This window comes from Paenibacillus sp. RS8 (assembly GCF_041956825.1).
In the GTDB taxonomy this organism is placed as follows: domain Bacteria; phylum Bacillota; class Bacilli; order Paenibacillales; family Paenibacillaceae; genus Paenibacillus_AQ.
The window spans coordinates 907,750-931,398 of record NZ_CP168131.1 but is presented as its reverse complement, the minus strand read 5'-3'; the positions used below and the strand labels follow the sequence as shown (position 1 = coordinate 931,398).

Sequence of the window (23,649 nt, the reverse complement as noted above, 5' to 3'; positions counted from 1 at the left end):
CTTCTTTTTGTTCTTCCTTTTTTAGAATTGTGAATTTGCGATGGCCTCGATTTGTGCTGCTTCCGCAGGATCTGCTGCGATCAGCTTATCATAAATTGTTTGATCTTCATTGTTTGACTTCTTCAATGTAGCAAGATACCAGCGAGCAATTTCACGATTCGTCGCATTCGTATAATCATCGCTCAGACCAAGCTTTAAGGTCTCGATAGCATTTTGTAACTGCCCAGACATTAATTGAATTCTACCCGCATTTAGAGCGATACTTGGTGTAAAGGTTTCATGGTCACCGACCACTTGGTTATATGCCTGTAGCCCAATCTTAAGATTAAGAAGTTTACCAGCATCGTCTTGTCCGGCACGAGCTTGTTCAGTCAGCTCGTAAGAGCGGCTGATGAGCGCATCATACCAGTTCATATCCCATAGCGTTCCGGTATTAATTATATCAGCGTAATTCTCATTAAAACCAAGCTTCAAGGTTGCAGTGGCAGCTTCTGCTTGTCCAGAAATCTGCTGAATTTTGGCGATGTTTAATGCAATCGTTGGAGTTACCGAGAACGGACGTCCTTGCAATTGCTCAGGTGGAAGAGTCTTTAAGTGCTCTACACCTGCAAGAACATGCTCATGGGCTTCAAGTGCTGCATCGAAATATTCCTGTTTCTTAATTTCATCCTTTTGATTTAGTGCCAGCTGACCTAATGCAAAGGAACGACTGATGAGAGTTTCGTACCAATCAATATCCCAGTTGAACTTATCAGCATTGTCACGGTAAACACCGTATGCAAGGTCACTTTGGCCTTTTAAGTCATAATAGCTTACTAACTGAGCTAAAATATTTTTATTGTATGGCTCATCCTCTAGTGCTCTAGTCAGTACACTATAAGCCTCATTTAGAAATTGTTCATCCTGATTCTGCTTAAAAACCTGTAGATCTAACGAGGATAGGTACAAGACGGATTCTGGATGACCGGGACGTGTTTTTAAAGCCTCAGTTAATGGTTTCTTAATTTCTTCGTAAGAGGTACTAACCCCGATTAAATTCTTTCCTTTTAAAGCAGCATTACTGGAACCAATATAGCTAATGGAGAGGAACAACAGGAATACAGTGCCTACTGTGAGTACAGCGAAATATCCAAGCCGTAAACCGGCTTTGTTCCAATTTTTCCGCAGCTTCTTACTATCCATAACTACTGCCATACCAGCTAAACCAAGGAAGACGAGTATTCCCATAAAGGCATAACTCATATTGAAATCTAGTAGACTGTGAACAAGAATAGATAGCGCAATAATTAGATAAAAGAAGCCATTCTCAAAATCATTTTTATCCCGTTTCACATACCCACGGATATATTTATAGAAAATATACAAAATGAATCCCATAAATACGATGAAACCAAGGATTCCAACTTCTATTAAATATTGTAAAAAGAAGTTATGCACCTGTCGGCTAGTGTAAGGGTTGTTTTGATAGTGCTCATATAATGAGGACCATCCACCACCACCAGCACCAAGAATCGGATAATCCTTAACTACCTTCATTGCATCTTTATAAAAAGTAATCCGCTCAAGAACACTATGTTGCTGGAAATTGATGTTCTCAAGACGAGTTGCCATATTGCTAGGTAAGATATTTTTTGCGCTTGTACCTATTAGTAGGAAAGCTACAATTCCGACGAGTGCAACAGAACCAAGTGGAATCCATAGACCTGTCAGTTTACGCGACGACCAATTGCTAAGCTTCTTCTCTAGCCAAGGAGCGACAAACCTCTGAATTACCCAAGATACTACAGCAACAGCCATTGAAGCTCCGATCAGATAACCCCAGCCTTTCAAGGCACCGGAAGAAGTGAAATTCGTATTTAATTCTAAGCCTAAGTTAGTCACTGGAGTCGTAATGAGTAACGAAGCAATACCAGCAATACCAAGATGTAGAATCCAAAGGATTTGCTGTGCAGGTTTCAGGAACATCAGCAGCAATATAAATACTACAGGTAGCAGTACTAGACCACCACGAGATAATGTTAATAAGATTGATACAATGATGGGAACTAACATAAAGCTGTGTGTTAACGTTCCATACCATTTTTTAGAGCGAATTAGAGCAAATATAGCTACAAATAAAAAGGCCATCAAGAACGCTGCGTAGGTATTTGCATATTGAAAGATCGAAGTCAGACGAAGTCCGTTAGAGTCCTTCATTACTGCATCTAAGTAGATATTATTTCTTACGGTGTTTGAGAACCAACCCACTAGAGCTCCCGCTAGTTTATTACTCCCCAACCAATTTAGTAGTCCAAACCCTACTATGAAATAAGCAATGGCTAAAATAGCATTTTGAATGACAACATTTACTTGCTTTTGCTTCAAGAGATAAAAGGCTATAATGAAGACTGCAACATACATGCTCTGAATAAACAACATATTCATTGCCATATAATGCGAAACTGCGACAAACAATGATAGAGCATAAGTCAGAGGCAGTAATATTGAAGCTGAAGCCACTAAGTCTCTCTGTTCATCTAGTTTGAATTTTTTGTAGTATAAGCCAACGCAGACTAGCAGCAAAAGTCCACTTACTAGTGCTGACACATATATAGGCTTCTCGAAGTCTAACTGCTGTCCGTTAAATAATCCCACTTGAAATGGGGCCCAACATAAAAATAAAATAAAAGCAACAACCAAGGCCCATATCGGACTTGCTGTCTTTTCAACATTTCTCGACTGAGCGGCGTTTTTACCGTATACTGGTTTCGACACGTTATAATCTCCTTTTCCTGTAGGTACGACAATATTTTAGCATATTAGATAATCAATGAGCTACTTTAATCAGATTCTATGATGTTAATTACTATAAGTGAATTACATCATTCAGACAATGTACGGAGGAATCAATAAATGAAACGAAACGGGAAGATAAGTTGCTATGTCTAATGCTAAATCTTTTATTTATAAGAGACTTTATAAATTGGCTGTTAAATTAAAACCTATAGCAGTCAAATTATTTTCTTTAGAAACTAGACAGAGGATAAAGAAAGGCTTACTTAAAACTGCCTTTCCAATCCATAAGACTGTTACATCGGAATCAAATAAAGATGTGCTAACTGGCGTGAACTTAGTTGGATACTCTAGAGCTGAGATGGGGATTGGGGAGTCTTGCAGAATAGCTGCTAAAAGCTTGAATGCAGTAGAGATTCCATTTGGAATTATCAATTTTACAGGTACTAACTCTGCAAGCATGAATGATAATACCTGGGTACATAAGGAAATGGCAGACCCTGAGTATAATCTTAATTTGTTTCATATTAATGCTGAGCAAATGATTGAAATCTATGCGCATTACGGGAACACTATTTTTAAAAATCGTTATAATATTGGGTTCTGGCATTGGGAATTACCTGATTTCCCAGATGATTGGAAAGAAAGCTTTAATTTAGTAGATGAGATTTGGGCACCTTCTACGTTTGTAGTTGACTCTATTGCTATGAAAAGTCCGGTTCCTGTTGTTAAGATTCCTCATAGTATTGAAGTTAGTATTACTGATGTTAGGGATCGGACTTATTTTGATTTGCCTGAACAAACGTTTCTCTTTCTTTCTATGTATGATCTGAAAAGTTATCAGGCAAGAAAAAATCCACAGGCATCAATTAAGGCATTTAAGTTGGCGTTTCTACCTGATGATGATTCAGTTGGTTTAGTCATTAAGGTAAATAGCGCTCAACAGGGATCGAAAGAGCTTAATGAACTACACGAGCTTATTGGCAACTACAAAAACATTTTCTTGATAGATAGAACTTTATCTAGAAATGATACCAACGCATTAATTTATGTAACTGATAGTTACATATCACTTCATAGAAGTGAGGGCTTTGGCCTTGGATTAGCGGAGGCTATGTATCTTGGTAAACCGGTTATTGGAACAAATTGGTCATCTAATGTGGATTTTATGAACCTTAACAATTCGTGCTTAGTGGATTATAGATTAGTACAGCTAGATCATGATCATGGACCTTATAAAGCTTATCAATACTGGGCCGATCCTGATGTAAAGCATGCGAGCCAATATATGCGTAAACTTTGTGACGATAGGAACTTTTATGAAGCGATTTCGTCTAAAGGTGAGGAACATATAAAGAAGAATTACTCTCCACAAGCGATAGGCGAATTGATTAAAAAGAGATTAGAATATATTTCTTTGTGGAAATTTGGAGGATGAAATGACAATTACTTGTGTAATCATGGCAGGTGGCAAAGGGGAGCGTTTCTGGCCTAAGAGTCGAACGAATCTCCCAAAACAGTTTCTAAATATCTCAGGCAACAAATCGATGATTCAACAGTCAATAGCTAGATTAGAGAAGTTGATAGATATCAGTCAGATCTTCATTGTTACCAATGAACTGTATGCTGAATTGATCAAAGCGCAAATTCCGCATTTACCGCATTCGAATATTATTATTGAGCCAGTTGGGAGAAACACAGCACCTTGTATTGGGTTAGCATCTATTATTATTGAGGACCGGTTTCCTGATAGTACAATGATAGTTATTCCTTCAGATCATATTATTGAGAATGAGGAAGGGTTTATCCAAATTTTAAAAACTGCAGTTGAGGTTGCACAGGATAATAGTAATCTTGTAACTCTTGGTATTCAACCTACCTATCCGGAGACCGGATATGGATACATTGAAAGCAGTGACCAGTTCAAGGAAATTAATGAGTTGAATGTTCATAAAGTAAATAAGTTTGTTGAGAAACCCGATTTAGAGACGGCTCAAGCTTATCTTGAATCTGGTAATTTCTTTTGGAATAGTGGTATTTTTGTTTGGAAAATCGAGACGATCAGAGGTTACATTAAAGAACTTATGCCAGAGATGCATGATATTTTGGAGACTATGAAAACAGTATTTGACTCTGAAAATCGTGAAACAATCATTCGTTCGGAGTTTCTTAAAATGCCAGACCAATCTATTGACTATGGAATTATGGAGAAAGTAAATAATATCTATGTTATTCCTTGTGTATTCGGATGGGATGATGTTGGTAGCTGGACTGCTCTAGAGAGAATAAGTGATCTCGATGAGAATGGTAATGTTATCAAAGGTAATATATTAAACCTAGATACAAAACGTTGTATTATTGAGAGCAATGGTAAATTAATTGCAACACTTGGTGTTGAAGATTTAATAATTGTTGATACTGAAGATGTAACCTTAATTTGTACAAAAGACAAGGCTCAAGAAGTTAAGCTGCTGCTCAAAGAATTACGTATGCAGAAGCTTGAACAATATTTGTAATTTACAATTGACATTAAAGGGGAAGTTATTACAATGACTAAGCACGCACTCATTACTGGTATTACTGGACAAGACGGTTCATATTTGGCAGAACTTTTGCTTTCTAAAGGTTATAAGGTATTCGGTTTGCGACGCAGAACAAGCGTACCGATTCTTGAGAATATTGAACACTTGAAAAATGAAATAGAGTTTATTGACGGGGATTTGCTAGATATGGGCTCTCTGATTAATGCAGTACGCATCTCTAACCCGGATGAAGTATATAACTTAGCGGCACAGTCATTTGTGGCAACTTCTTGGATTCAACCGGTTGCTACAGGACAAGCAACGGGGATCGGCGTAACAAACATGCTTGAAGCTGTGCGCTTAGTAAAGCCAGACGCTAGATTCTATCAAGCTTCCAGCAGTGAAATGTTTGGGAAAGTAGTAGAAACTCCACAAAAAGAAACTACGCCTTTTTATCCACGTAGTCCCTACGGAGTTGCTAAAGTATACGGACACTGGATCACTGTAAATTATAGAGAAAGCTACAATATGTATGCTTGCTCCGGTATTTTATTTAACCACGAATCACCTCGTCGAGGTATTGAATTCGTAACACGTAAAGTTACTGATGCTGTTGCAAGAATTAAGCTTGGACTGCAAAATGAACTTCGTTTAGGTAACTTGGATGCAAAGAGAGACTGGGGCTTTGCTGGCGATTACGTGAGAGCTATGTGGTTGATGCTACAACAAGATAAAGCGGATGATTTCGTGATTTCAACTGGTGAAACACATACTATTGAAGAATTGGTGGAAATCGCATTTACCCATGTTGGCTTGAATTGGAGAGATTACGTTGTAATTGATCAGAAGTTTGTAAGACCAGCTGAAGTAGATCTGCTGCTTGGTGACTGCACCAAGGCTAAAGAGAAACTGGGCTGGGAACTTGAAGTTGGTTTTGAGCAGCTAGTGAAGATGATGGTGGATAGTGATTTGGAGAAGTTAAAAAAAATCCACTAATATAAGGATGGATCAAATATGAGAGCACTTATTACTGGGGTGAATGGTTTTGTCGGGTTACATTTGGAAGAGTTGTTAAAGGTACAAAACATAGAAGTCTGGGGAACTAGTCGTATTCAATCTGATATACAAGATAGTTCACTTAACAGAGTTCAACTTGAATTTAATAATGAAGAAGAAATAATCAAGGTTTTGAATGATGTTAAACCTGACTTGATCTTTCATTTGGCTGCTCAAAGTTCTGTAAAGAAGTCCTGGGATAGTATAACTTTTACAATGGAATCAAATGTGATTAACGCTGCTGTTTTTTATGAAGCAATTAGACGTTCTAAGATTGCTGAAATGACTAAGGTCCTTTCCATAGGGTCTTCGGAGGAATATGGTATTGTTTCTGCAGACAATATTCCAATAAAAGAGAACAGTTTCCTTAATCCTATTAACCCCTATGGAATATCTAAGGTCTCTCAGTTTATGTTGGCAAAATTATATGCATCTTTGGGCATGAATGTAGTACATGTAAGACCCTTTAATCATATAGGACCTGGTCAGGGTTTGGGTTTTGTAACTACTGACTTTTCTAATCAAATCGCTAAAGTAGAAGCTGGAATGATAGAACCAATAATGAGCGTAGGAAATCTCTCTGCAAAGAGAGATTTCCTCGATGTTAGGGACATTGTTCGTGCATATAGTCAGATAATTCATAGTGGGATACCGGGCGAAGCATATAATATATGCTCTGCTTCCCCACTTTCCATATCGGATGTACTCGATAATCTTATTAAATTATCAACTTATGATATTCAAGTGAATACAGATGAAAGCTTGTTAAGAAATGTTGATATCCCATTATATGTGGGGTCTAATGAGAAAATAAAAAGCTTGATTGACTGGAAACAAGAAATTCCAATTGAAAAGACCCTAGAGGACACTTTGAATTTTTGGCGTGAAAAAATTCAAAAAGAAAGAAGAGTTTAGATTGAAAAAAATATTGCTTGAATTAACGAACTATAGGCAGATGATAAAGAGCATGGTTCTTTCGGACTTAAGAACCAGATACAAAGGATCTGTTTTGGGCTTTTTATGGACGTTTTTGAATCCCTTATTAATGCTATTAGTGTATACGATTGTGTTTTCAACTATTATGAGATTCGACATGCCTAATTACACTATATATATGTTTATTGGTCTTTTGCCGTGGATGAATTTCTCGTCATCGATACTTGGTAGTGCTAGTGTCATTATTCGCAATTCAAATCTCATAAAGAAAATATATTTCCCTCACGAAGTACTCCCTTTATCAACTGTATTAGGAGGGATAGTGAATTATTTGTTTGGTTTGATAATTATGGTGGCTGCTATTTTTATTAGCGGTATGTCAATGTCTGTACACGCCTTTTACTTTCCAATTATTTTATTTTTGCAATTCCTTCTTACCTATGCATTAACTTTGCTCTTTAGTTCATTAAATGTTTATTTTCGAGATTTAGAGCACATATTAGGAGCGATTGTTATGGCATGGTTCTATTTTACTCCTATTATTTATCCAGCAACTATGATTCCAGAAAAATATCAATTTATTTTTAATATCAATCCTATGAAACCTATCGTAGAGTCTTTACAAGATATTTTTTATTATCATCGTAGTCCTGTATTTGGGACTTTGTTGCAATCCTTAGTATATAATTTAGTGCTGTTAGTGGTCTCTTGGGTAATATTCAGAAAACTTAGCAGAAGATTTGCTGAAGAAGTTTAAAGGAGGGAGCGGTTTGTCCTACTCCATAAAAGTTGACAATGTATCTAAAAAATTCAGGCATTATACTGATAAGCAGAGTACCTTGAAGGATAAAGTATTGAATTTTGGAAAGCAAGTTATTAAAGAAGATTGGATTTTGAAAGATATCAATCTAGAGATAGCTGAGGGCCAAGCAGTAGGATTAGTCGGGAGAAATGGATCAGGTAAAAGTACTTTGTTGAAAATTATGACAAAAATTCTCTTTCCGGATAAAGGGATGCTCGATGTTTTTGGTCGAGTTTCTAGTCTTTTGGAATTGGGCGCAGGATTTCATCCAGAGTTTACTGGAATAGAGAATATCTATATGAATGCCTCTATACTTGGTCTCTCTAAAAAAGAAATCGACGCTAAGTTAAAAGAGATAATTTCATTTTCTGAGTTGGGAGAATATATTAATCAGCCAGTCCGGATATATTCATCTGGTATGTATATGCGGTTAGCTTTTTCGGTAGCTATTAGTGTAGATCCGGATATTTTGCTGATTGATGAAGTGTTAGCTGTTGGGGATAGTGCTTTTCAAAATAAATGTATTGAAAAAATCAAGGAGCTGAAGGGTAAGGGGAAAACTATTGTTATAGTTACGCATGATAATAGTATGGTGGAAAAAATATGTGATCGTGCTGTTTGGCTACACAATGGTAAGATTACTGCAGATGGATCTCCTAGAGATGTCATTATGGAATATATGTCATTTCTTTCCGGAGAAGAAAATAAAAGGTTGATAGCTGTTCAAGAAGTAGATAATACAAATGCGACCACAGTGGAAACTAAACAGATCACAGAAATATTAGAAACACCTAACGTGGAAGGTTTCAAAGATACACGGTTTGGTAATAAAAAGGTGGAGATTGTTGATGTTTGGTTCAGTGATTATCAGGATGAATTGAAAAAGAATTTTAATACTGGTGAATCTATGAATATTAATATCAAGTATAGAGTAAATCACAAAACAGATAGTATTGTCTTTGGTGTTGGTTTTAACACTAGTGATAATATATATTGTTATGGTACAAATACTCATATTGATAGATCAATTAATATTAATGATTTACAAGGAGAGGGGACTCTCCAGTTTAAGATTGACAGATTGTTATTTCTTCCAGGAGTATATAAATTGGATGTTGCTGTTCATCATGAAAATGGAGAACCGTATGATTATTTAACTCATGCATATTCGTTTCAGGTGTCATCTGATATAAATGATGTAGGAGTTGTTCGTTTGGAGCATTCTTGGGAATTGAAAGGATGATTTAGTTAATGAATATTGAAGTGAATGATGAGGAAATAAATGTTCAAGAGATTATAGCGAAAATGAAAGCTGAATTGGGCAAACACAATATAAATGAAGATTTATCATCTGTAACTTTTGAGCACTACGAAAGAACAGATGCTTCCAGCATTGATCTAAAAGAGCTTTACAGCAAGGTCGATATCGTAAATAGATCATGGCATAGCAATCCTGAATTTTCAATTACATCACATCGTAAAGTCCTTGGACCTTTTATTGTCAATGCGAAAAAATTGGTTCGTAAAATGATGCGATGGTATGTAAACCCATATGCGACCTCTCAAAATGAATTTAATGGGAACGTAACACGAACAATGAACGAGATGTTTACACAATTTAAAAATACAGTGGATCAGTTTCAAGTGATTAACAAACAACTCGATGAAGCAAAAGCTAATTTATCAAAGAAAGACGAACAGATTGAGATGCTTCAGAAGCAATATGAAAAAATCGCAGATAAATATGAAGCTTTAAATAAATCATTCAATGAAGCTGAATATGCAGAACTGAATAAGAAAGTGACTTATTTAGAACAGTATGTACACTCTATTGAGGGTGCGTTTAATACTAAGTATGAGATTATCGATACTAAGCTTGAGGGGATAAATGCGGGGGCAGAAATAACAACCATAAAAAATAATACTCGAGTTATGGTCGAAAGATTACGGAGAATTGAGAGAAAGTTGAAAGTAATCTCCAATTCAGGGGGTTATGAAGATCACTTTACTCCTGTTCTAACTGATCATAATATTTCAAAAGAGAATCAGGGATTGGATTTTGATTATTTTTTATTTGAGGAATATTACAGAGGAAGTAGAGAGGAGATTATTGATAGACAAAAGCAATATCTACCTTATTTCTCTGATGCAAAAAATGTATTGGATCTTGGATGCGGGCGCGGCGAGTTTACTGAGCTTATGCTTCAAGCAGGAATTAATGTGGTCTCTGTAGACCTAGACGATGATATGGTGGACTATTGCAAAGACAGAGGGTTTAATATTCAAAAAATGAACCTTCTCGACTATCTACAGACCATAGAAGACAACTCTGTAGATGGAATTTTTTTAGGCCAAGTAATTGAGCATATGAAAGCTGAAGATTTAATTTTAATGGTTAAACTGGCTTACAGAAAATTAAAGCCGAATGCTTGGTTAATAGCCGAAACCCCGAATCCGCGTAGCTTATCTATTTTTGCCCAAAGTTTTTATTTGGATCTTACTCATAACAAACCAGTCCATCCATTTACTGCTAAGTTTATTTGGGAAACTGAAGGTTTTAGAGATGTAGAGGTGCAATATTTTTCTCCTAATAATCCTATAGTTCAGCTTCCACCTTTAGAGATTACGTCTATGGACCAAGATGTTTTAAATAAATTTAATACGGGGCTACAACATTGGAATGAGACTGTGTTTGGTAACCAGGATTACTTTGTGGCTGGTAAAAAATAAAATATAAAATGGTGAGATAATATGATTATAAATCAACTTCTCCCAGCGATGAGCTATGGGGATGCAGTGAGTAACTCCGCCTTGAACATGAAAAAGACGATGGAAAGGGCAGGTATTGAATCAAAAATTTACGCAGAACATATTCACCCTAAGCTTTCTAATATTGTTCTACCTGCAAGTTCCATTCCAAAAGATAAGCCAGTTATTTATCATTTAGCTATTGGTTGTGATCTTGCATATGAAATCCCGAAGTTTACTGATAAAAAGATGATTCTGTATCATAATATAACACCAAGCCATTATTTTAGAGGTTACGATGATCAGTCAGGTGATCTCTGTGATAAAGGCAGAGATGAATTGGAGTTTTTAAAAGATTATATCGATGTCGCTTTTGCTGATTCTCAGTATAATGAGTCTGAATTGATTGATGTGGGTTACACTAATACTCATGTGACCCCCATTATTATTAATTATGAAGATTATGAGGGTGCTTACAATAAGGAGCTATTAAAAAAAATACAAAACTCTAAAAAGGGAACCGACTTGATTTTTGTAGGTAGACTTGCTCCTAACAAAAAACAAGAGGATATTATCAAGACATTTTATTTTTACAAAAAGTACTTCGATGTGAATGCAAGGCTATTTTTGGTCGGATCATACACTCGTATGGAGAGATACTATGAGCAACTGAAAGGTCTTGTGAAACAGCTTAGTATAGATGATGTTTATATAACAGGTCATGTACCTTTTAATGATATTCTAACCTACTATAAAAATGCTGATATTTTCTTAAATATGAGCGAACATGAGGGCTTTTGTGTTCCTATACTGGAAGCAATGAAATTTGAAATTCCTATTATTTCATATAAAGAAGCAGCGGTACCTGAGACTATGGGCAATGGCGGACTATTATTTTTAGAAAAAGATTACAAGTCAATTGCGTCATTAATCAAAGTAGTAGTAAGTGATTTGAGTTTACAGGAAAGGTTATTGATAAACCAAAAAGAACGATTACATTATTTCTCGAAAATAAATACTAGTGATATTTTTCTTAAGCAGTTACAAAAAGAGTTTACTTTTGCTTGAAACAAGTGATGGACTATCCGGAGGTAATATGAAGAAGAAAATTGCTTTTGTTGTGCAGAGATATGGTCTTGAGGTTAATGGGGGCTCAGAATTGAGCTGTCGGTTGATTGCTGAAAAGTTAAGTCAACATTACGAGGTGGAGATACTAACAACAAAGGCTCTAGACTATGTAACTTGGCAGAATCATTATCCGGAAGATATCGAAAAGATAAACGGTATTACTGTGCGGAGATTTAAAACTGATTTTCCAAGGGAATCAAAAGTCTTTAATAAGATCAATGAACAAGTATTCACTAAACCCCAAAAAAACATTTACGATGAGCTTGAGTGGATGAAAGCACAGGGACCGGCCTCGTTTGAATTAATTGAATATATACAGAGAAGTCAAAATCAATATCATAAGATTATTTTCTTTACGTATCTTTATTTTACAACTTTTTTTGGCCTTCCCCAGGCTGCGGAAAAAGCTATTCTTGTCCCTACTGCTCATGATGAGCCTTATATATACTTTTCTATGTTCAAGCCATTATTTCACCTTCCTCAATCTATTGTTTTTCTCACAGAGGAGGAAAAACAATTTGTTCATAAAACCTTTAATAATCAATATATCAATAATGTTGTTGCCGGGGTAGGAGTAGATGTACCGGATAAAGAAATAAATATTCATGCATTTAAAGATAAATTTAAGGTGAATGATGATTTTATTTTGTATGTGGGTAGAATTGATGAATCCAAGGGATGTAAGGAATTATTTGATTATTATCTAGAATATAAAAAAAAGGAACCAGATGCCCCAAAATTATTACTTATGGGTAAATCGGTCATTGATATTCCTAAACATCCCGATATTATCCCCCTGGGTTTTGTGTCTGACGAAGAAAAGTTTGCCGCGATGAAGTTAGCAAAAATTCTAATGATGCCATCTAAGTTCGAGAGCCTATCCATGGTTGTACTAGAGAGTTTGTATTATGAAACCCCGGTATTAGTTAACGGTCATTGTGATGTTTTAGTAGGACATTGTGATCGTGGTAATGCAGGGCTGTATTATACGGACTATAACGAATTTGAATTTTGTCTGAATGTTATGTTAAAGAATGATGACTTAAGAGGCAAGATGGGTACCAGTGGGAAAGAATATGTTATTAAGTATTTTGATTGGGAAATAATCATTGATAAATTTATTGCATGTATTGATCGAGAAAATACTTAGGGAGGCTAAGTCGCCTGAAAAGATAGTGGCATATGGGGACGAATCTTTTAAAAAATGATGATCACGATAATTAACGTGAAAGAATATACCCTATATATGTGATATTGGGTCGGTAGAGTCTGAACTTCTATGTTCAGGCAATGACGAAAGGCCGCTGGAATTCAGGGAGGAAAAGCATGGTTATAGAAAAAGTCAAAAATTTAAAAGATATATATGTATTGTTAGCCATTTTTTTCGTTAATTTCATAGTTAGATTATACTTAGCTATTAAATTCGTGATTCCAGATACGTTTTACGATGAAGTGCTTTGGTATAATTTTGGTAAAAGTATAAATGAATCCTTTGAAATGATATTTAGAGGATTTAATATGGATATTAAAACAATTCTGTACTCTATGTCTATTGCCCCAGCTTTTAATTTGCCTAATGATTACCAGTATATAGGCGTAATATCAATAAATGTATTCCTGATGAGTTCAACTGTATTTTTCATTTATAAAATTATCATAATGCTTACAAGTAATAGAAAAATTGCATATTTTGGCGTTGTATTGAATTTTTTTATGCCTGAAATGGCATATTCATCCAAAATTGTGCAGGATAATTTGTTTTATCCACTAACATTACTTACTTTATTGGTACTTATTCGATTAATTAAAAGCGATAAAAATAATTATACTACCTCAATTTTGTTAGGGTTCTTAGTGTTTCTATTAACCATTTGTAAGGATTTTGGGTTATCAATATTTATTACGTTAGTTATCTTTTTTGTATGGGAAATATTCAGTAGTAAAAAAGTAAAGCAATCTATTGTAAATTTAGGGAGTTTTGGATGTACATTTATTGTTTTTAACTATGCCTATAGTAAGTGGTTTTACTTTGTTAATAGTGATATAAATAATAATTATGCTACATCATCAATCATTCATGTGCTATTACGGAAATTATTCAATATTGAAGAATTAATCAGATATTTTTATGCGATAAATATATACTTACTTTTATTGTTGCTTTGTACTGGAATATTACCTATTTTATTAATAATTCTTAATTTTAAAAAATTTACAGATTATCAACAAAAGTTTGCTCTAATTGTATTAACGACATGTTTTATTACATTGAGTGTTGCAATAATGTTGACAATTGGTGTTGAATCACCAAATGACTCTAGTATAAGAGTACACTTCAGGTACATTTATAGCTATTTTGTGATTTTAATTACCTTGGGATTATATTCATGGGAGATTGGTGTAAATACTGATCAGCATAAAAAATTGATTAATGCACTGTATATTACTCTTGCTTTTATAAGTATTGCAACATTACGTATTAATGCTGGCTCACCAATTGATTCTCCCATCATTATGAGTTTTCGTTATTTTGATAGATATGCATATGGAGAGTATCTATTGAAAAGTTTTTTTCTTATTGTAGTAATTTTAATGTTATATGCAATTCGTAAAAACAAAAAAATAATCTCAATAGGTTTATTCGTGGGCATCCTCGGTTCATTTCTTTTTAATACAGTGATTTGGTATAATTGGCAGAATGACACTAAGTTGGGGCAAGAGAGTTTGATTCAGGACATAACTGCAATTAATCATATTGTTGGAAATAAGGATGTATTGGTTATAGGACAAACGGTTGCAAATGAAAGTAATTTAGAAATGGGTCTTCAGGATGCAGATTATAGATATATGCTCTTTGATGATTTTGTAAATAAGTTAAAAGATGAAGGTGATTTTAGTATTGAAAATCTCCCTTTGACTGGATTTCAAATCAATGAACGAGTTAATTTGCCTAATTATCCACAATATATTATTACTCGTATAAACGCACTTCAAAATATAGGTATTGAAGGTTATAAGAAAATGGATACAAATTTAGCGCAATATGATATTTATAATTTGGAATCGATGGATATGAATGTTCAGTACTTAATTAAAAATAGGTATCCTGATAATTGGACTGAGAAAAATTTTAGTATAGAAGCATATGGTTTAAAAGGGAAAGGAAAATTTAATCTATACTTGAATATATCCAAAGGAGCAAACCCTAATAGGGTGATTGACATGAAATTTAGTACAGCACAAGCGGATAATCAAATAAAAATAGATAAGGATAATAGTGAAGTATATAAAATTGAGCTGGAAAAGGATATAAACGAAGATAAAGTTGTTGTAAATGTTTCTTCTGAAAATGCATTCATTCCGAATAATGTTCTTATGAATGGAGATAGTAGAGAGTTACTAGTTCGACTAGAAAGCTTGAAGGTAGATTGAATTAAGAAATTTCACAATCTTCTAATGTTTAATAGTAGTTGTATTGTTATAGCTCATTATTGAAATATTAGGTAGTTGAGAGGCATTTGAGAATAGTTTGATTCATGAACATTTCAGATATCTACTATGTTCAATATCTATACATGTTAAGGAAGCTAAGAACAGTAGATTATTAATAAGAGGTGGGTAACATTGCAAAAAAGAGTCCTTTTAATCATTCCGGCTTATAATGAGCAAAGCAATATATTAACTCTATTGGATAAAGTTAATAGTCTAAGTATCACTAATGTTGAAATAGAGTATTTGGTTATAAATGATTGTTCCCAGGACAGTACAAGTTTGTTATGTAAGGGGGCTAACGCTACGATTGTAAATTTACCTTGTAATTTGGGAATTGGAGGAGCCGTTCAGACTGGGTATATCTACGCTTACAATAATGATTTTGATATTGCAATCCAGGTTGACGGGGATGGGCAACATGATCCATATTATGTGAAAGATTTGATAGCACCTATTGTTAAGGGGCATGCCGATTTTGTCATAGGGTCAAGATATATAGAGAAAAAAGGATTTCAGTCTACCGTGTTTAGACGAATGGGTATAAGTTATTTTAGTTTTCTGATAGGGATGTTGTATCGTGAAAAAGTAACTGATCCAACATCTGGGTTTAGAGCGTGTAATAAAGATATTATCAAATTGTTTGCTTTAAATTACCCCACTGATTATCCTGAGCCAGAGTCAATAGTGTATTTATTAAGAAATCGATATAGGGTAATGGAAGTAGCTGTAACTATGAAAGAGAGGGTAGGAGGAGTATCATCTATCCAATCTTTTAAGGCTGTTTATTATATGCTTAAAGTTACTCTCGCCGTATTAATTGACACCTTGAGAAAAAGAACAATAATTGAGGTGGAAAAATGATTGAATTAAAACTCCAACTGACCCTGATAATTAGTTCTCTACTAGTATTCATTGTATTAATGAATATGATAAGGAAATATCGTCTTGAGTTAAAATATGCTTTAATTTGGCTAGCTATGAGTCTCTTAATTATTATATTAGCTATATTCCCTGGAATTTCTGTTTATACCGCTCATTCAATTGGCATTGAAACTCCTGTAAATGTATTATTTCTGTTGTTCATACTTTCAAATCTTACAATATCTTTTAGTATGACGATAGTAATATCTAAAAATGCGTCTAAAATTACTAAGCTAACACAAGAGTTAGGCTTGATTAAAATGGATATAGAACAGTTGAAATCATACCAAATACCAATTAGCAACGAGCAGGTAGAAAAATATCGTTTTTATGAAAGTAGTGAAAGGTAAGTGGAAATTATTTTTTAACTATACTACCAGAATAAAATACATCTGTTTTATTGGGGAATCTATAGTTTTCATCGTATTTTATAATTTTCATAAAAATTAAAGTAGATAACACGTCATAATCTTTTTAGATTTAGAGGTAGTGAAAAGCAGTTTTAATAATCATTATTATTGTAAAAAGTAGCTAACGACTAATATATCTAAGGCTAAAGTGCACGAACCTATTCCTCCTTGACTAGTGCTGAGGCTAGCGCTTACCAACTATCAGTGTTTTTTTGATGGGAGATGAATTTGGTGAGTTGAAAATTATTGATTGATAAAATAAACGAAGTTATTGTTTATGGAGAGAAGAATGGTGAAAGGTGAATAAAAAAAGACTCTTATATGTTGTTTTAGGGGCTGTTTTTTGTATTGGATTAATTTTGTTTCTACAGAATAGATTTGGAAATATTAATTATTATTATTTAATTGCAGGATTTTTTGTATATACATTAGTACTTTTTTTGAGGTCTTTTAAGCTAAATAGAATTCTGAATGTGTACACAAACATTGGTTTTAAGGAAACTTTATCATTAACTGCTTCTAGTCAACTTATGGGTGCATTTATTCCAGGACGGGCTGGAGAGATTCTTGTTTCAGCTTATTTAAAATTTAAATATATAATTGACGTATCTAAAGTTCTACCGATTTTATTCTTAGATAAAATTATAGAGTTACTATGTGTCTTATTGTATTCATTAATTGCAATCTCGATCTTTAGTGGAAATTTATTTTCTTTTGTGAGTGATAATTTTAAAGGTATCCAAGATAACTATTTAATACTGATTGTGGTTATTTTCTGCATAATATTATTTTTTATAATGGTGATAAAAATATTCGGTGCAAGATTAAGGAGTATTTTAGTTAATATAAAGCAAAGCTTGCTTATTCCCATTAAAGAACCAAAACTTGGCGTTATTATTCTCATTACATCCTTTCTCACAATTATTTCTGAATACTTTTATTTATATTTGATATTTCATGCATTTAATATTGAAATCACAATTGCTAAGATAATCATAGTACATTCTTTAGGTATGATAGTTGGTGTTTTAAGTATGATACCAGGTGGCCAGGGTAGTACAGAAGTAACAATGATTGCTATATTACACTTTTGGGGCTATACAACATTAGCAGTATTATCCCCAATCCTAGCGAGTAAAATCTTAACTTATGTTACATTGTTTATTTATGCTGTTCCACTACTACCTTACAGCATTTCTGTGCTAAAACAAAAGAAGATATCTAGAAAGAAGGTGGATAGTGAATAATTTAGTATCTGTCATTATAGTGAATTATAATGGTGCGGATTATATCGGTGAGTCTATTGAATCAATAATCGATCAAACTTACACAAACTTGGAGATTATTGTGTTAGATAATAATTCTAGCGATGATTCTGTGCAGAAAATTAAACAGTATCCCTCAGTAAAACTAATAGAATCAAAGACTAATCTTGGATTTGCTAAGGGTAATAACGTGGCGATCAGAGAGGCTAACGGGGAATATATCGCGCTTCTGAACAACGATGCTACAGCTGAGGCTTCCTGGTTAGAGTCCATGGTTAAAGTTCTTGATCACAATGATGAGTATGGCAGTTGTGGCTGCAAAATAATCTCATATTATGAGCAAGATTATCTTGACTCAGCTGGTTTACTAATCAATCCTAGTGGAATGTCACGAGCTAGAGGTAGAAATGAAAGTATTCATGATTATAATATTTCCGAACCAATTTTAATACCTAGTGGTTGTGCAGTCTTGTACAGAAAAAAGGCCTTAGATGAGGTTGGATTATTTGATGAAGATTTTTTTTGTTATTGTGAAGATACTGATCTAGGATTTCGCCTTCAAATAGCTGGATGGAAGTGCTTCTATGTAAGTGAAGCTGTTGTCTATCATAGATACTCCTCAACTACAGGGAAGTATTCTCTTTTTAAGACTTACTTAGTTGAGCGTAACCATTATTGGTTTGTTATCAAAAACTTCCCGCTTTCTTTGGTTCTAATGAACCCAATGTATACAATTAGACTTTATCTTTACCAACTACTAAATATGTTTAAACAGAAAGGTGCGACTAATGAGTTAATGACTAACACTTCAACGAAAAAATTAGTTTTAACTCTATTAAAAGCGCATAAAGATGTATGGAAAATGCTGTTTGTAATGTTAAAGAAAAGATCTATAAATAATAAGTTGAAAAAAGTAGATAATAGACAAATTAAAGAGTGGATAAAACAGTACAATATATCTGTAGCAGACCTATTTAAGTCTTAACAACTGGAGGTTAGATATGAAAGGTGTCATACTCGCAGGAGGTACAGGCTCACGTCTATATCCTTTAACAAAGGTCACTAATAAACATCTGCTCCCCGTAGGGAAATACCCTATGATTTTTCATTCTGTTTATAAATTAAAACAAGCTGATGTTACAGACATACTAATCGTTACTGGTAAAGAGCATATGGGCGACGTAGTTAATCTATTAGGCAGTGGACGTGAAATGGGTGTCTGCTTTACCTACAAAGTGCAAGATGAAGCGGGCGGAATTGCACAGGCTTTAGACTTGGCCGAGCAATTCGTTGGGGATGATCAAATGATCGTTATTCTAGGTGATAATGTATTTGCTGATGATATTTCACCTTATGCACGTAATTTCCGTGAGCAAAAGATAGGCGCAAAGATACTGATTCAGGAAGTCCCTGATCCGAAGCGTTTTGGGGTGCCTGAATTAGATGGCAATCGGATTTTGTCCATTGAAGAGAAGCCAAGCGAGCCTAAATCTGGTTATGCAGTAACAGGCATTTATATGTTCGATAGCGAAGTATTTAACATTATTAAGACGATTACTCCCTCTGCACGTGGAGAACTAGAGATTACTGACGTTAATAATGCATATATTAAACGTGGAGAATTGACCTTTGATGTTCTTCAAGGTTGGTGGACGGATGCAGGTACACATGCATCATTAGCTAAAGCACATAACTTAGCTCAAGACCTTGTTTTTGGTGAGGAATTCGGAAAGCTGAAACTTTAGATGTGAAGGAGTTTTGTGATTATGAAAGCTACAGCCTTACAACTACAAGGCGCAAGCCTACTAGAACCGGTTGTCCATGGCGACAACCGGGGTTTTTTTATGGAAAGCTACAACGAAGAAATCATGCATAAACTCGGCGTTAACTATCAGTTTATCCAAGATAACCAATCCCTCTCCGCAGAGGTTGGGGTTTTACGTGGCCTACACTACCAATTAAATCCTAAGGCTCAAACGAAATTAATCCGTGTCTTAACCGGTGCTATTTACGATGTAATCGTTGATATCCGTCGTAATTCACCAACATTTGGTCAGTGGGTTGGCGTAATTCTTAGTGAATATAACAAACGCCAATTGCTTGTACCAAAAGGCTTCGCGCATGGATTCTGCACATTGGTTCCGAACACCCAAGTGTTATATAAGGTGGACGAATATTATTCCCCCGAAAATGATCGCGGCATATTATGGAATGATCCGGTGCTAGGTATTGATTGGCCGACTTCGAGTCCAGTATTATCGGATAAGGATCAGCGTCATCCATTGCTGAAGGACGCTGAACTTAATTTTGAGTTATAAACACAATATTTCATGAAATAAAGGTGGTCTACACATGAAACTGCTAGTTACCGGCGGAGCCGGATTTATCGGCAGCAACTTTGTATTATACATGCTGCAACAACATCCTGATTACCAAATCGTTAACGTAGACGCGTTGACGTATGCAGGTAATTTGGAGAATTTGAAATCAATTGAAAATCATCCGAACCACAAGTTCGTAAAAGCAGACATTACAGATGTACAGGCAATGGATGCTTTGTTTAGCCAAGGTGTGGATGTGGTGGTGAATTTTGCTGCTGAATCGCATGTGGATCGGAGTATTTTGGAGCCGGAAGTGTTTGTGAAGACGAATGTGCTTGGAACACAAGTGCTTTTGGATGCGGCGAAAAAATACAGTGTTACTAAGTTCGTTCAAGTTTCTACGGATGAGGTGTACGGATCACTTGGAGCAACTGGGTTGTTTACTGAAGAAACCCCTCTGACTCCGAACAGTCCTTATTCTGCAAGTAAAGCAGGTGGAGATTTGCTTGTTCGTGCATACCATGAAACATTTGGTCTGCCAGTGAACATTACCCGCTGCTCAAACAATTATGGTCCGTATCAATTCCCTGAAAAACTAATTCCGTTGATGATCTCTCGCGCACTTGCGGACCAAGCGTTGCCTGTTTATGGCGATGGGATGAATATCCGCGACTGGTTGTATGTTGAGGATCATTGCAGCGCGATTGATTTAGTCATTCATGAGGGTGTGAATGGCGAAGTTTACAACATTGGTGGTAATAACGAGCGTACGAATGTGCATATTGTAAACACGGTATTGCAGGAACTAGGCAAACCTGATTCACTGATTACTTACGTTCAAGACCGTCCTGGTCATGATCGTCGCTATGGTATAGATCCAACTAAGATTATGAACGAACTGGGATGGAAGCCGAAACATACGTTTGAAACAGGTATTAAAGAAACCATCCAATGGTATCTCAATAACCGCGAGTGGTGGACTCGTATTCAATCTGGGGAATACCAGAAGTACGCTGAATTACAATATGGCGATCGTTTGGGAGAATCTCTATAATGGCTCAACTGAAGGTACTTGTTACAGGAGCGGCCGGACAATTGGGTCAGGACGTAGTTTTACTACTCCAGCATCAAGGTCACCAAGTGATGGGCTGCGACCGTCAAGAGATGGATATCACCGATCTGGATCAGTGTATCCGGGTTATTGGTGAGTATGGACCGGATGCTGTCATTCACTGTGCTGCACACACGGCTGTGGACGCGGCAGAAAGTGATATTGATGCTGCTTATTTAATTAATGCGACTGGAAGTCGAAACGTAGCGATAGCTTCTGAAAAAGCTGGGGCTAAGCTGGTATATATCAGTACAGATTATGTATTTGATGGTTTAGGATCACAGCCTTACCATGAGTATGATAATACTGATCCTAAGAGTATATACGGTAAATCGAAACGTGCGGGTGAAGTGCTCGTTCAATCACTTTCCTCTAAGTATTTCATCGTACGCACATCATGGGTGTATGGTAAATACGGAAATAATTTTGTCAAAACAATGCTAAAGCTTGGCCAAGAAAAGCCAATGCTTCAGGTTGTTGATGACCAAAAAGGTTCGCCTACCTATACAGTCGATTTAGCTCGATTTTTGCTTGAGCTTATTCAAACTGAGAAGTATGGAGTATACCATGCTTCAAATAGCGACTCTTGCACTTGGTTTGAATTTACAAAGGCGATCTTTGCGGAGGCTGAGGATATTCTGGGCCTGAAATTTACTGCCAAGCTTGAACCATGTGCTACAGAACAGTTCCCACGCCCTGCACCACGTCCTCGTAATTCGGTTATGGAGCATTTATCGATACGTACGAACGGTTTTCAGGATATTCGGCCTTGGCGTGAGGGACTAAGAGATTTCCTTCTGGAGCTAAAAGAATAGCATAACTACAATGGAGACTTCCAAATCGTTCATAACGATGCGGGAGTTTTTTTGTTGAATACAAGAATTTATAAGTTTCACTAATATCCTTATATTTCTACGGGAAATGTTTATCATTTTTAAAAGACGACAACATCGTTTCTTCTTGATTCTTTCGCTATAATAAGAAGGGAGTAATTAGTTAATAAGAAATTACGAAGTCGAGGATACTCATGAATAACAAAACAGTAAGTGTACATATCGTCACCTACAACAGCGCGGATGACATTATAGATTGCTTAGAGGCAGTAATGGCACAGGATTATCCTATTGAGAAAATTGTCGTTGTAGACAATGCCTCTTCTGATGGTTGTGCTGAGAGAGTGAGCACTTTTCGCAGCACAATCCCTAAAGCTTCTCTAACTCATTCACTTGAGGGTATTGATCTGCCAAATATACCAAAGAACGAGGAAATATTCACCAACTTAGTACTCATCCAAAACCAAAACAACACAGGCTTCGCCCCAGCCCATAATCAGGCCATTGCCGCGACTGATACGGATTACGTGCTCGTTCTTAACCCTGACCTAACCCTGGCTCCTGACTATGTTTCTAGACTCATTGCACACATGGAAGCCAACCCGCAGATCGGCAGCGCGACAGGCAAGCTTTTGCTTAAGGGTGATCATAGGCTGGTAGACAGCACAGGTCTCCGTATGAACAGAGCACGCCGTGCGTTTGATCGCGGTGCAGGCGAGCCAGCTGATCAATGGACACAGTCGGGTCCGGTATTCGGTGTATCTGGAGCGGCTGCGATGTACTCTCGGCGGATGATCGATGATATTAGTGTTGATGGTGAATTTTTTGATGCTGACTTTTTCGCGTATAAGGAAGATGTGGATGTGGCTTGGAGAGGCCAGTTATTCGGCTGGCAGGGATATTATGATGCTGAAGCGATCGGATATCATGAACGTGGTTGGAAAACATCTGGTCGTAACACCAAGCCGATGTTTATCCGACGAATATCTTACATTAACCGCTATAAAATGATCTACAAGAATGAAACAGCTCGAACTATGCTGAAAACAATCTTCATTTCTCTTCCCTATGAAATTGCAGCTCACGGCTATATGCTGCTTAGAGAGCCACAGTTAATTATAGCGTGGAAGTCCTTTTTCTCTCAGCTCCCTGCGTTAAAAAAGAAGCGGGAGTATGTACAAGCCACAATAAAAGAGAGAAAAAAACACAAAAACTAAACCGAAACTGGAAAAACCTCCCTGAAACGTCACCTCCTCTCAGGGAGGTTTTATGTTATAATAATTGTCGGTAGATTACTATATTTGTCAGGAGCGTTACGTAGTGAATGTAGAT

General features: G+C 35.8%; 20 protein-coding genes. 19 read left to right on the top strand and 1 reads right to left on the bottom strand.

Going from position 1 to position 23,649, the window contains the following annotated elements; translation table 11 throughout:
* Positions 1 to 21 precede the first annotated feature (21 nt).
* Complete coding sequence (locus ACDZ28_RS05535) at positions 22 to 2,754, bottom strand: O-antigen ligase family protein (RefSeq protein WP_375104173.1); 2,733 nt, start codon at positions 2,752 to 2,754, stop codon at positions 22 to 24.
* A gap of 166 nt (positions 2,755 to 2,920) precedes the next feature.
* On the opposite strand from ACDZ28_RS05535, the gene ACDZ28_RS05530 reads away from it, so the two are divergent.
* From ACDZ28_RS05530 to ACDZ28_RS05440, 19 genes are all read left to right on the top strand, one after another.
* Positions 2,921 to 4,210 (top strand): glycosyltransferase, encoded by a 1,290-nt coding sequence (locus ACDZ28_RS05530; RefSeq protein WP_375104172.1) that lies wholly within the window; start codon positions 2,921 to 2,923, stop codon positions 4,208 to 4,210.
* 1 nt (position 4,211) lies between these two features.
* On the top strand, positions 4,212 to 5,288 hold the full coding sequence (locus ACDZ28_RS05525) for a mannose-1-phosphate guanylyltransferase (protein WP_375104171.1): 1,077 nt from the start codon (positions 4,212 to 4,214) through the stop codon (positions 5,286 to 5,288).
* Positions 5,289 to 5,321: 33 nt separating this feature from the next.
* Positions 5,322 to 6,290 (top strand): GDP-mannose 4,6-dehydratase, encoded by a 969-nt coding sequence (gene gmd, locus ACDZ28_RS05520; protein ID WP_375104170.1) that lies wholly within the window; start codon positions 5,322 to 5,324, stop codon positions 6,288 to 6,290.
* 18 nt (positions 6,291 to 6,308) lie between these two features.
* Positions 6,309 to 7,265 (top strand): GDP-mannose 4,6-dehydratase, encoded by a 957-nt coding sequence (locus ACDZ28_RS05515; RefSeq protein WP_375104169.1) that lies wholly within the window; start codon positions 6,309 to 6,311, stop codon positions 7,263 to 7,265.
* Positions 7,234 to 8,043 (top strand): ABC transporter permease, encoded by an 810-nt coding sequence (locus ACDZ28_RS05510; RefSeq protein ID WP_375104168.1) that lies wholly within the window; start codon positions 7,234 to 7,236, stop codon positions 8,041 to 8,043. The genes ACDZ28_RS05515 and ACDZ28_RS05510 overlap by 32 nt, the downstream gene beginning before the upstream one ends.
* A 13-nt stretch (positions 8,044 to 8,056) precedes the next feature.
* On the top strand, positions 8,057 to 9,331 hold the full coding sequence (locus tag ACDZ28_RS05505; RefSeq protein ID WP_375104167.1) for an ABC transporter ATP-binding protein: 1,275 nt from the start codon (positions 8,057 to 8,059) through the stop codon (positions 9,329 to 9,331).
* 8 nt (positions 9,332 to 9,339) lie between these two features.
* Positions 9,340 to 10,818 carry a methyltransferase domain-containing protein gene (locus ACDZ28_RS05500; RefSeq protein WP_375104166.1) on the top strand — a complete coding sequence of 493 codons (1,479 nt, stop codon included), beginning with the start codon at positions 9,340 to 9,342 and terminating at the stop codon, positions 10,816 to 10,818.
* A gap of 21 nt (positions 10,819 to 10,839) precedes the next feature.
* On the top strand, positions 10,840 to 11,904 hold the full coding sequence (locus ACDZ28_RS05495) for a glycosyltransferase (protein ID WP_375104165.1): 1,065 nt from the start codon (positions 10,840 to 10,842) through the stop codon (positions 11,902 to 11,904).
* Between the two features lie 28 nt (positions 11,905 to 11,932).
* The gene (locus ACDZ28_RS05490) at positions 11,933 to 13,114 is read left to right on the top strand and encodes a glycosyltransferase family 4 protein (RefSeq protein ID WP_375104164.1); all 1,182 of its coding nucleotides are present in this window, start codon (positions 11,933 to 11,935) and stop codon (positions 13,112 to 13,114) included.
* Between the two features lie 176 nt (positions 13,115 to 13,290).
* Positions 13,291 to 15,396, top strand: coding sequence for a glycosyltransferase family 39 protein (locus ACDZ28_RS05485; RefSeq protein ID WP_375104163.1), 2,106 nt, complete (start codon positions 13,291 to 13,293; stop codon positions 15,394 to 15,396).
* Between the two features lie 192 nt (positions 15,397 to 15,588).
* Positions 15,589 to 16,317, top strand: a complete 729-nt coding sequence (locus ACDZ28_RS05480) for a glycosyltransferase family 2 protein (protein ID WP_375104162.1) — start codon at positions 15,589 to 15,591, stop codon at positions 16,315 to 16,317.
* On the top strand, positions 16,314 to 16,727 hold the full coding sequence (locus ACDZ28_RS05475; protein WP_375104161.1) for a DUF2304 domain-containing protein: 414 nt from the start codon (positions 16,314 to 16,316) through the stop codon (positions 16,725 to 16,727). The genes ACDZ28_RS05480 and ACDZ28_RS05475 overlap by 4 nt, the downstream gene beginning before the upstream one ends.
* Positions 16,728 to 17,086: 359 nt before the next feature.
* A complete protein-coding gene (locus ACDZ28_RS05470; protein WP_375104160.1) occupies positions 17,087 to 18,034 on the top strand; it encodes a YbhN family protein in 948 nt (315 codons plus the stop codon).
* The gene (locus tag ACDZ28_RS05465) at positions 18,027 to 19,037 is read left to right on the top strand and encodes a glycosyltransferase family 2 protein (protein WP_375104159.1); all 1,011 of its coding nucleotides are present in this window, start codon (positions 18,027 to 18,029) and stop codon (positions 19,035 to 19,037) included. Before ACDZ28_RS05470 ends, ACDZ28_RS05465 begins: the two co-directional genes overlap by 8 nt.
* Positions 19,038 to 19,053: 16 nt before the next feature.
* The gene (locus ACDZ28_RS05460; RefSeq protein ID WP_375104158.1) at positions 19,054 to 19,797 is read left to right on the top strand and encodes a sugar phosphate nucleotidyltransferase; all 744 of its coding nucleotides are present in this window, start codon (positions 19,054 to 19,056) and stop codon (positions 19,795 to 19,797) included.
* Between the two features lie 21 nt (positions 19,798 to 19,818).
* Positions 19,819 to 20,370 carry a dTDP-4-dehydrorhamnose 3,5-epimerase gene (rfbC, locus tag ACDZ28_RS05455; protein ID WP_375104157.1) on the top strand — a complete coding sequence of 184 codons (552 nt, stop codon included), beginning with the start codon at positions 19,819 to 19,821 and terminating at the stop codon, positions 20,368 to 20,370.
* Between the two features lie 34 nt (positions 20,371 to 20,404).
* The gene (gene rfbB, locus ACDZ28_RS05450; protein ID WP_283909249.1) at positions 20,405 to 21,427 is read left to right on the top strand and encodes a dTDP-glucose 4,6-dehydratase; all 1,023 of its coding nucleotides are present in this window, start codon (positions 20,405 to 20,407) and stop codon (positions 21,425 to 21,427) included.
* Between the two features lie 8 nt (positions 21,428 to 21,435).
* Positions 21,436 to 22,299 carry a dTDP-4-dehydrorhamnose reductase gene (gene rfbD / locus ACDZ28_RS05445; protein ID WP_076119192.1) on the top strand — a complete coding sequence of 288 codons (864 nt, stop codon included), beginning with the start codon at positions 21,436 to 21,438 and terminating at the stop codon, positions 22,297 to 22,299.
* 212 nt (positions 22,300 to 22,511) lie between these two features.
* The gene (locus tag ACDZ28_RS05440) at positions 22,512 to 23,534 is read left to right on the top strand and encodes a glycosyltransferase family 2 protein (protein ID WP_375104156.1); all 1,023 of its coding nucleotides are present in this window, start codon (positions 22,512 to 22,514) and stop codon (positions 23,532 to 23,534) included.
* Positions 23,535 to 23,649 lie beyond the last annotated feature (115 nt).

What these genes read in the sequence shown, in the direction of transcription:
- ACDZ28_RS05530 (WP_375104172.1), top strand. Translation starts at nt 2,921, where the DNA reads ATGTCTAATGCTAAATCTTTTATTTATAAGAGACTTTATAAATTGGCT.
- ACDZ28_RS05525 (WP_375104171.1), top strand. Translation starts at nt 4,212, where the DNA reads ATGACAATTACTTGTGTAATCATGGCAGGTGGCAAAGGGGAGCGTTTC.
- gmd (WP_375104170.1), top strand. Translation starts at nt 5,322, where the DNA reads ATGACTAAGCACGCACTCATTACTGGTATTACTGGACAAGACGGTTCA.
- ACDZ28_RS05515 (WP_375104169.1), top strand. Translation starts at nt 6,309, where the DNA reads ATGAGAGCACTTATTACTGGGGTGAATGGTTTTGTCGGGTTACATTTG.
- ACDZ28_RS05500 (WP_375104166.1), top strand. Translation starts at nt 9,340, where the DNA reads ATGAATATTGAAGTGAATGATGAGGAAATAAATGTTCAAGAGATTATA.
- ACDZ28_RS05495 (WP_375104165.1), top strand. Translation starts at nt 10,840, where the DNA reads ATGATTATAAATCAACTTCTCCCAGCGATGAGCTATGGGGATGCAGTG.
- ACDZ28_RS05490 (WP_375104164.1), top strand. Translation starts at nt 11,933, where the DNA reads ATGAAGAAGAAAATTGCTTTTGTTGTGCAGAGATATGGTCTTGAGGTT.
- ACDZ28_RS05485 (WP_375104163.1), top strand. Translation starts at nt 13,291, where the DNA reads ATGGTTATAGAAAAAGTCAAAAATTTAAAAGATATATATGTATTGTTA.
- ACDZ28_RS05475 (WP_375104161.1), top strand. Translation starts at nt 16,314, where the DNA reads ATGATTGAATTAAAACTCCAACTGACCCTGATAATTAGTTCTCTACTA.
- ACDZ28_RS05460 (WP_375104158.1), top strand. Translation starts at nt 19,054, where the DNA reads ATGAAAGGTGTCATACTCGCAGGAGGTACAGGCTCACGTCTATATCCT.
- rfbC (WP_375104157.1), top strand. Translation starts at nt 19,819, where the DNA reads ATGAAAGCTACAGCCTTACAACTACAAGGCGCAAGCCTACTAGAACCG.
- rfbB (WP_283909249.1), top strand. Translation starts at nt 20,405, where the DNA reads ATGAAACTGCTAGTTACCGGCGGAGCCGGATTTATCGGCAGCAACTTT.
- ACDZ28_RS05440 (WP_375104156.1), top strand. Translation starts at nt 22,512, where the DNA reads ATGAATAACAAAACAGTAAGTGTACATATCGTCACCTACAACAGCGCG.